The 6,197-nt window shown below is 42.9% G+C and carries 5 protein-coding genes; all 5 read left to right on the top strand.

The genetic code is table 11. From position 1 onward, the window contains the following. Positions 1 to 264, top strand: a 264-nt coding sequence (locus A37S_RS28375; protein WP_028298523.1) for a transposase, incomplete at its 5' end; no start/stop codon positions are given. Between the two features lie 49 nt (positions 265 to 313). Beyond that, a complete protein-coding gene (locus A37S_RS0120020) occupies positions 314 to 748 on the top strand; it encodes a hypothetical protein (protein ID WP_028298522.1) in 435 nt (144 codons plus the stop codon). 71 nt (positions 749 to 819) lie between these two features. Continuing rightward, the gene (locus tag A37S_RS25460) at positions 820 to 3,129 is read left to right on the top strand and encodes an alpha-L-rhamnosidase-related protein (protein WP_084163988.1); all 2,310 of its coding nucleotides are present in this window, start codon (positions 820 to 822) and stop codon (positions 3,127 to 3,129) included. Positions 3,130 to 3,211: 82 nt separating this feature from the next. Continuing rightward, the gene (locus A37S_RS0120010) at positions 3,212 to 4,726 is read left to right on the top strand and encodes a glycoside hydrolase family 28 protein (RefSeq protein WP_028298521.1); all 1,515 of its coding nucleotides are present in this window, start codon (positions 3,212 to 3,214) and stop codon (positions 4,724 to 4,726) included. A gap of 508 nt (positions 4,727 to 5,234) precedes the next feature. Beyond that, positions 5,235 to 6,080 carry a glycoside hydrolase family 16 protein gene (locus tag A37S_RS0120005; RefSeq protein WP_028298520.1) on the top strand — a complete coding sequence of 282 codons (846 nt, stop codon included), beginning with the start codon at positions 5,235 to 5,237 and terminating at the stop codon, positions 6,078 to 6,080. Positions 6,081 to 6,197 lie beyond the last annotated feature (117 nt).

Below are 6,197 nucleotides of genomic sequence, written 5' to 3'. Positions count from 1 at the left end.
GCCTCGCAGAATCGTGTAAGTCCAGGAGAACGCAATCCGATCGAAGGAAAGTTTGGTCAAGCAAAGACTGGTTACGGAATGAATCTCATTTTAGCTCGTCTAGCAAGAACCAGCGAAGCTTGGATTAGCTGCATCGTATTGGTGCTTAACTTGGTCAAATTGGCCGAGCTAGCACTTTATTGCATTATCAATATAGTAATCAAATATGTGGTAGATCTGCGCAAAGATTACAACCTCATACCCCAATACTCAAAAATCTGCTGAAAAAATCATTGAGTTTTTCAGCAGACCCTATCTAGCTGCGGCAAATGCCATGGACAGTTACAGCCGTGAAAGTGACTATATCAACGATCACCCAGCGGTGCTGGCGGCATTGGCGACCATTCCCGCCGCTAACGGGTTGGATACAGCCGTGATGCACCGCACGTTTGACACCATCAATAAAGTATGGCACTGGGAAACTACCTGGGGATGGGATTATCCGCTGATGGCGATGACGGCAACCCGATTAGATTTGAAAGACCGAGCGATTGACATGTTGATGCGGAATGTTCAAAAAAACACCTATCTACCCAACGGAAATAATTACCAGGATAATACTTTAAGAATTTATCTACCGGGAAATGGCGGACTTCTTTCAGCGATCGCACTAATGTGTGCGGGATACGATGGATACAAAGGTACAACACCAGGATTTAATCCAGAAAGCTGGAAAGTGAAATGGGAAGGATTAAATCCGATGCCATAAAGTAGGAACTTTTATATCGCATTCTGGTGTTAATTTTGATATTGCAAAAACGAATAAAATTTAAAAAATTAATGATCGTATTTCTTCGTAAGATATCCCGCTGTTTACAATTGTCAGTGGCATTGATGCTGGCCACGCATGCGAGCGCGCAACAGCTAACTGCTCCAGCCGAATTACGTATTGACCTGATCCGGAATGCGGACAAAGTATGGGAAAATGGATTTGAGGTTAAGCAAAGTTTAGCGGAAGCTGCCAGACAACATAGTGTATATCAAGCGGCGCGTATCGCAAACTCGAAGCCCTTGTTTTCATGGGTGATGAACAGTGATAAACGAGATGCTCATCAAACTTCTTATCAGATATTGGTTGCCTCATCTGCTGGAAAATTGGATTCAGGTGCCGTAGATATCTGGAATTCGGGTAAAGTGATTTCCGGAAAGCAACTCGGCATTGAGTACAACGGAAAGGAACTAACGCCAAACACAGTTTACTATTGGAAAGTAAAAATTTGGGATAATCGGGGAGTGTCGTCCACATTTTCAAAAGCATCTGCATTTCTTACCGATAGTGTATTAAAGCCTTATCAAATACCTTATACGCCATTGGTGAAATCGGTTCAGCAACCTGCTGCCAGCAGGCAACTGAGTAATGGCAACAGCTTTTATGATTTTGGGAAGGATGCGTTCGGGCAGTTGACCTTGGAAGTAAGTACCGTAGGCGAAAGAGATACCTTACGGATTCATGTAGGAGAGGCTGTTCAGCCTAGCGGTCATGTGGAAAGAAAACCCAGAGGAACCATCAGGTACCGTTTGTTGGTGTTGCCTCTGAAAAAAGGGAAGCATCAGTACACTCCCGCATTCGAACCGGATAGGAGAAATACGGGATCTAAGGCAATACCAATGCCAGATTATATAGGTGAAGTGCTGCCATTCCGCTATGTTGAATTGGAGAAAACAGCCCCGTCTATTGAAGTGAAAACTTTAGAGCGCTACGCCGTCAACTATATATTTGAAGATGATGCCGTCATATTTAGTAGCTCAGATACCGTGCTTAATCAAGTGTGGGACCTGTGTAAATATAGTATAAAGGCAACCAGCTTTACCGGGACTTATGTAGACGGCGATCGAGAGCGGATTCCCTATGAAGCCGATGCGCTCATTAACCAGTTGTCCCATTATGCGGTAGATGCCGAATATAATATGGCGAAACGTTCTTTGGAATACCTGATCTATAATGCCACCTGGCCTACGGAATGGTCTTTGCAAAACCTGCAAATTGCTTGGTATGATTATTTATATTCAGGTGATATACGTGCAGCAAATAAGCTATATCAGGAGTTGAAGCCAAAATTATTACTGGCATTGGCCCGTCAGGATGGATTGATCAGTACCCGAACCGGAAAGCAGGATAGCGCCTTCTCGAAATCCATCCACTTGATCTTTGACGGCGATATGAAGCTTAGGGATATCGTGGACTGGCCGCAAAAAGGCGGTGTAGGTTTGCCTCCAACGGCAATCGGAGAGACAGATAATTTTGAGTTTACCGATTATAATTCCGTGGTGAATGCCTTTCATTACCAGGCATTGGTCTATATGAAAAATCTGGCTCAGGCATTAGGTGAAAAAGAAGATGTTGCATTCTATGAACGGCAAGCCAGTAAAGTCAAGCAAGCCTTTCAGCGCAGCTTTATAGATTCCGCGTCAGGATTGATAATAGACGGCGAAGGTACTACGCATAGCTCATTACACGCCAATATGATGGCGCTTGCTTTTGGATTAGTTCCTCCCGAAAACAAACCGAAAGTTTTGGCCTTTATTCGATCAAGAGGAATGGCGTGCAGTGTGTACGGTGCCCAGTTTTTGATGGATGCGTTGTATGATGCAAATGATGCTGATTACGGATTGAAACTACTAACATCAACCGACAAGCGTAGTTGGTATAACATGATCCGTTCGGGATCCACCATGACAACCGAAGCGTGGGATATGGAATATAAGGGCAATCAGGACTGGAACCATGCTTGGGGAGCTGTTCCGGCAAATACCATTGTTAACAAGTTGATGGGCGTAACGCCGCTGTCGCCGGCGTTCGGTACTATTGCTATAAAACCGCGTCCTGGAACATTAAGCAAGGCCGTATTGAAACTGGCTACGTTAAGAGGGAAAGTGGAAGTTACTTTTCATCAGGAGGCAAGGTCTTTTCGCTTGGAAACCCGATTGCCAGCAAATACGCGCGGAGTTGTTTATTTGCCTCGGCGAACAGCTTCGGATCAGCTTTTTCGGAATGGGGAAAGAATTATTGCATCTCGGGATGGCGACTTTTGGGAGATTAAAGACATGGGTTCAGGGAAAGATAGTTGGGAAGTTCGTTATAATCAATAAATAATCTTCTGTTTTCATACGAATGAAAAATTTAAAATTAATATTCAATATCGTTGCGGCATCGATTTTTGTCGTTTCTTCAATGAGAAGTAATTCTTCATTGGCACAAATGAAGAAGGAATACAACATTGCTGATTTTGGCGCTGTGGGCAATGGGCAAACTGTAAATACAGGAGTCATACAACAGGTAATCGATAAAGCAAGCGCAGACGGCGGTGGAAAAGTAGTTGTTCCGGCGGGGCAATTCTTGACGGGAACATTGGCGATGAAAAGCAATGTCGAGTTGCATTTACGGAAAGGCGCGATACTATTGGGCAATACCGATCCATTTGATTACCAAGAAATGGAAATGCCAGGACATCCCGTAAGCCCGAAGCAGGACGACAATTCGTCGCTGGCTCTTTTGGTCGCTTATCGTGCCGATAACATTGCGGTCACCGGTACGGGTACGATTGACGGGCAGGGTACGGCTCTGGCGTTGAATATCGATAGTCTATATCATCTCGGTATTCTCAAGGACCCCAATTATTCTTCGTGGGGAAACAGACCTAATGAAAAAGTGCGCCCGAAACTCTTTCGTTTTTCTTTATGCAATAATGTAAGCATACAAGATGCCACATTACAAAATTCCGCCTGTTGGGGACTGTCGTTTGAGTTGTGCCGAAATCTCACGCTCGGCAAGTTGATTGTCCTTAACCGTGCATATTGGAATAATGATGGTATGGATATTACCGATTGTAAAAATGTACGCATTACGAATTGCGACATTAATTCGGCGGATGATGGTATTTGTTTAAAGTCCTATTATCCTGGCAACAGTAATGATTCGGTACTGATCGCTGATTGTACCATTCGCTCTGGGGCAAGCGCCATCAAGTTCGGAACTGCCTCTTACGGCGGCTTTAAGAATGTGACCATCAACAATATAAAAATTTATGATACCTACCGTTCTGCCATTGCGATTGAGTCCGTTGACGGGGGTGATATTGAAAATATTAGAGTGACCAATGTCGTTGCGGAGAATACAGGCAATGCCATCTTCGTACGCTTGGGAAATAGGGTTAGAAAGACACCGGGGAAAATAGAAAACATTTATATCGGGAATATCAAGGTACAGGTTCCCTTCGGTAGGCCAGATATTAATTATGATATCCGGGCTGACGAGCCTGGTTATCACAATCCTTTCTCTTCTTCCATTACGGGCATTCCCGGTTATAATGTAAAAGATGTTACGCTGGAAAATATAGAAATCACGTATCCGGGAAGAGCATCAAAAGCACAAGCGTATTTTTCTTTAAGCAGATTGAAGGATTTTCCCGAAAAAATCCATAATTATCCAGAGTTCTCTATGTTCGGCGAAATGCCTTCCTGGGGTTTCTATGTCCGTCATACGGATAATATAAAAATGAAAAATGTTGTTTTGAAGTTAGACGATTACGATTTTCGTCCAGCCTTTATTTTTGACGATGTAAACAATATTGATATGGATAAAATCATACTTCCTGTCGATTATCAAAACAATCAGATTATTTTAAGAGGCAATACGCATTTTTCGATCAAGGCATCTGGAAAACTTCAGGAGAAAAGAGTTCTGTAGTATTTTGTCTTGCTAGTGCACTGTACTTCTTCTTAATTCGAGTTGCTAATTGGGTTTAGGCAATTAACGAAGGCATTCATTTTTTGCTTAATGAACGGATGTGACGAGAAGAAGCTTTTACCCCTACAGATCATATGTCAAAACAAACAAATATGCTCATATCTAACAGAAACTATATATATTGACCTTGGGTAGAAAAAAAGGTAAAAGGTTTCGAAAAAATGATCTAAAAATTTGTGATTTATTAGAGCCTGTTTAAATTTTATTGCTAAAATTTTTATAGCTATTTTGAGAAGGATTTTTTGCTTCGTGTTTGCAGATTTAGCGGGCTAAATCCAGAGCAGGAAGTGAAAAAATAGGCTCAAAAGAGCATCAAAATATAGCAAAGACAAACTCAAAATCAGTATAACAAAAATTTCGTTAAAATTTTAAACAGGCCCTTAGAGTGCACGAAAAGAGCAAGCGCATTTGGCGTGGTTAATGGCATTGAATATAAATAACTGATAATATGAGACAAAATAAAATTATACTTACATTGTTGATGGGTGCTTTTAGCCTCGGTTCATGGGCACAAGACGCAAAGGTACCTGCCAAGCTAGGCGATTACCGTTTGGTGTGGCACGACGAGTTTGATAAAGATGGGCGGCCGGATGACCAAAAGTGGGACTATGAGATAGGTTTCATCCGCAACAGGGAACCACAGTGGTATCAACCAGAGAATGCCTATTGCAAGGATGGCTTTTTGATCATTGAGGCGAAAAAAGAGAAGAAGAAAAACACGAATTACGACCCCAACGGTGAAAATTGGATTACGAATAGGGAATATGCCGAATATACCTCTGCCTGCCTGATTACCAAGGGTAAGTACGATTTTAAATTTGGTAAGGTGCTGATGCGCGGCAAGATCGACGTAAGGGAAGGGCAGTGGCCTGCCTTTTGGATGTTGGGCGTGAACCGTGGTCCGGTAAAATGGCCTGCTTGTGGCGAGGTGGATATCATGGAATACTATAGAGGTAAACTATTGGCCAATGCCGTTTGGGAAGGAGAACGCGGCGACGAATGGGACGCCGCCAAGTGGCCCTTGGACAGCTTGGGAAGCAGCAACTGGGCGGATGAATTTCATGAATGGGAATTGGAATGGGACGAGGATAAGATGGTGATATCTGTCGATGGCTTTGAATTAAATACCATAGACCTCAAAGAAACGGTCAATGCTAAAAAAGGGAACAATCCTTTCCACGAAAACTTCTACTTGTTGCTCAACGTAGCCCTAGGGCAAGGAGGCGAAAAGATACCTGATGAATATCTCCCGTCCAAGTTTGTGGTGGACTATGTAAGGGTTTATCAAAAATAAACCGAAGCGCAACCGTTGGGGCATTTAGCGCAAACGGTTGCGTTTACTTTTGATTTTGAGCTTATCTGTCTTATTGTTAATCGGACAATGGCACTTATTTTAATCGCGTTGATGTAC

It is taken from the genome of Olivibacter sitiensis DSM 17696, assembly GCF_000427965.1.
Classification (GTDB): domain Bacteria; phylum Bacteroidota; class Bacteroidia; order Sphingobacteriales; family Sphingobacteriaceae; genus Olivibacter; species Olivibacter sitiensis.
This window is presented reverse-complemented; position numbering and strand designations above follow the sequence as displayed.